The 3,649-nt window shown below is 58.2% G+C and carries 2 protein-coding genes and 1 tRNA gene; 2 read left to right on the forward strand and 1 reads right to left on the reverse strand.

Annotated features, from left to right (window positions below):
• Positions 1-309 (forward strand): hypothetical protein (locus Q7U71_09665; protein ID MDO9392025.1); only part of this gene is annotated, 309 nt, incomplete at its 5' end.
• A 69-nt stretch (positions 310-378) separates the two neighbouring features.
• Here the strand turns inward: Q7U71_09665 and Q7U71_09670 are convergent.
• Positions 379-455, reverse strand: a tRNA-Arg gene (locus Q7U71_09670).
• 166 nt (positions 456-621) lie between these two features.
• On the opposite strand from Q7U71_09670, the gene Q7U71_09675 reads away from it, so the two are divergent.
• Positions 622-3,513, forward strand: a complete 2,892-nt coding sequence (locus tag Q7U71_09675; GenBank protein ID MDO9392026.1) for an adenylate/guanylate cyclase domain-containing protein — start codon at positions 622-624, stop codon at positions 3,511-3,513.
• Positions 3,514-3,649 lie beyond the last annotated feature (136 nt).

The following is a 3,649-nucleotide window of genomic DNA, read 5'->3' on the forward strand; positions in this document are numbered from 1 at the left end:
GTATCAATCAACCAGCAGGCAGAATTGCTGGAATGCACCATTGACGGGAAAACAGTCCGCGTCAATACCGGCAATCAATCCGCTGCGCCCACATCGTGGTCCATAGACTGTTATAACCCTCCGATCGCCGGCGCAGTGATATCCATTCTATTGAAAACGCACAGCCTGGTCGACATCAGCGTGACCGACCGGACCGAGGGATTTGAATCACTTCCGGGTTACAAGTTCAAACCGCGGCCTGTTTTTATAACTCCTGCGCCGGTAGGTTTCGGGAACGCTGTTTTTGTGACAAAGAGGCATCACTTATAATAATTATTTGATCCGGTTCATGTGAAAAAACACCTTTGGCATAAAATGCCAAAGGTGTTTTTTCATAACTGGTGCGCCCGAGAGGATTCGAACCTCTAACCTACGGATTCGTAGTCCGTTGCTCTATCCAGTTGGGCTACGGGCGCACTTATCATATAATTATAACCATTTATGGGCAGTGATGTCAAGATATTTGATGGCCGGCCATTCGTCACGGCCAGCCTTGCATATTTTTTTCAAAAATACTTGTAATTTTGGATTTTAATTGATACAATAGAAATCAAACAAATTATTTGGGGGAGATTCCGATAAATGAAACTTGACGCCAGCCTGGTAAAATATTTGGGACAGCCCTTGGCAGAAAAGCTTGAGGGCGGAAAGCTTTCGGGCGACGAAGCCAAGCAGGCAGCCGAAAAACTGAAAAAACTTTTTGGCTCCTTATCCCCCTATCTTCCCCGGGGCCTGCACGGCCGGCTGCAGGGGCTGGCCAAGGGTGAAAAGCTGGCCGCCGCCATCCTGCTGGCCGACGTCTCCGGGTTCACCACTTTGTCGGAGCGGCTTTCCCGCACCGGCAAGGAGGGGGCCGAAGAGGTCACCAACATCATCAACAGCTATTTTTCCCCGCTGATCAAGATCACCCTTAAATACGGGGGCGACCTGGTCCGCTTTGGCGGAGATTCCATCACCGTCATCTTTGAACCCCTGCCGGGCGAGTCCGCCGGCAAGGAACGCCGGGCCGCCCAGGCCGCCTGGGAGATGGCCGAGTTCGTCAAGAATTTCGCCGAGGTCAAGACCTCCATCGGCTCGTTCCCGGTGGGCCTGCACCTGGCCCTGCACACCGGAAGCTTTACCGCCTGCCAGGTGGGCAATCATACCGACGGACTGCAGTACCTGCTGGCCGGCCAGTCGGCCGCCACCGCCGCCCGGCTGGAGGATGAGGCCGAGGCGGGACAGGTCCTGATATCCAAAGAGATGCAGCAGGCTTTGGCCGGTTCGGCCAAGACCGAAAAGAAGGCCGAAGATTCTTTCCATCTGCTGGAACTGCCCGGCCAGTCCCCGGCCGGGCACGAACAGCAGGACAGCAGCGAGCAGGGTCCGGAAGGGCTGGCCCAAAAGATACAGGACCTGGCGGCCTTCCTGCCGCCCTGGCTCTTCCAAAGGATGATCACCGACCACAAGTCCGGGGCCCAGAGCGGGGAGCACACCCGGGCCACCGTTCTGTTCCTCAGTTTCTCCGGCCTGGATTTTGACAACGACGCCAGCGCGGTGGCCAAACTGCAGAACTATTACCAGGTGCTGCAGCAGACGGTGAAATCATACGACGGTCACATCAACAAGATAGATTCCGGCCAGAACGGCCAGCGGGCTTTGATCCTGTTCGGCGCCCCCCAGTCCCACGAGGATGACGAGATCCGGGCCGCCCTCTGCGGGCTGGAGATGCTTTCGCACCAGGAGTTTTCCTATAGCGGGATGCACCAGAAATTCGGGATCAACTCGGGCTACGTCTTTGCCGGGACGGTGGGCTCGTCCGCCCGCCGGGAATACACCGCCATGGGCGACGAAGTGAACCTGGCCGCCCGGCTGATGGGCTCGGCCAGCCAAGAAGAACTGCTGGTGACCGAGGCCACCCACCGCAAGTGCAAGAATAAATTTACGGCCGACCCGTTGGGCGAACGCCAGTTCAAGGGCAAGGTCCATCCCATCAGCATCTTCAGGGTCACAGGCAAAAAGGAGGGCGGCGACGACATCTTTGCCAAGTGGATCTCCGAATCCAAGGCCATCGTGGGCCGGGGCCGGGAACGGGAGCTGTTGAGCCAGGCCATCGAAAAAACACTGCTGGGCAAGGGCCAGATAGTCTCCATAGTGGGCGAGGCCGGAATCGGCAAGTCGCGGCTGACCCGCGACCTGACCAGCCGCTGGATGGAGCACGGCTACAGCCTGTTCGGCGGCAGCTGCCAGTCCTACGGACAGGCCATCAGCTACCTGCCCTGGTCCGAATTGCTGGAGGCCTACCTGGGGATCAAGAAGACCGACAGCCCGGAACAGAAGGCCCAAAAAATAGAGAAGGCTTTGGAGATCATAGATCCCCAGCTTAAGGACTGGGCTCCGATCATAGGCGAGGTCACCGGGGTCCAGATGCCCGAGACCCAGCTGACCAAATCCCTGGACGCCAAGCTGCGCCAGCAGAGGCTGTTTGACCTGGTGCTGGACCTGGCCGGCTGGGGCGCCTCCCAGGAGCCGCTGATGCTGATATTGGAGGACCTGCACTGGGCCGACAGCGCCTCCATGGAACTGCTTAATTATCTGGCCCGCAACATCGGGGACAAGGCCATTCTGCTGTGCCTGGTCTACCGGCCGCTGGAGGCCCAGCACGAGTTCACCTCCAAGGACTACCATCACGGCATCAACCTGAAGGAGCTGACACCGGAGGAGAGTTTGGAACTGGTGCGCTCGCTGCTGGCCATCGAGGGGATGCCGCCGGAGTTGGAGGCGCTGATCCTCAAAAAATCACAGGGCAACCCCTTCTTCGTGGAAGAGGTGGTCAAGTCGCTGATCGAGCAGAAGGTGGTGGACGAAAAGGACGGCAAGTGGCAGGTGATAGACTCCGAGGTCCGCAACGTCAACATTCCCGACACCGTCCAGGGGGTCATCAAGAGCCGGGTGGACCGCTTAAGCTACGAGACCAAGGAGGTGCTGCAGTTCGCCTCGGTGATCGGGCGGGAGTTCAACTTTAACCTGCTGTCCGGCATCTACCCCAAAAAGGAGCAGATCAAGACGGTGCTGTCCGACCTCAACCGCTTTGACCTGGTGCTGATGGAAGGGGACGACGCCTATCTGTTCAAGCACATCATGACCCAGGAAGTGGCCTACGACAGCCTGCCCTTTGCCAAGCGGCGCGAGCTGCACAACACCATCGGCGACCAGCTGGAGGAGATACACCAGGACAAGATAGAAGAGGCCTTTGGTCTGCTGGCCCACCATTATTACCGGGCCAACAACTGGGAGCCGGCCTTCTTTTATTCGGTGGAGGCCGGGGACAAGGCCAAGAAGGTCTACGCCAACCAGGAAGCTTTGGCCCACTACGACCGCTCGCTGGAGATCTTTGACAAGATGGTGGAGGCCGGGATGCTGCCGGAGCTTACCAAAAGGATAGAGGAGGAGATCAAGGCCGAGGAGGCCAAGAAGGCGCTGGGAGCAAAGTAGCAGGAACCGGGACGCAGACTTCGGCTAACGCTCAGTCGAGCGATCTTCGCTGATTGCCGCTGATTTTATTTTCCCACGCTTGCGCCCCGCCGGATACTGAGCCCTGTCGAAGTGTGGCGGGGCTTCAGCGCGCAGG

The sequence above is a fragment of the bacterium genome (assembly GCA_030655055.1).
Taxonomy (GTDB): Bacteria; Edwardsbacteria; AC1; order AC1; family EtOH8; genus UBA5202.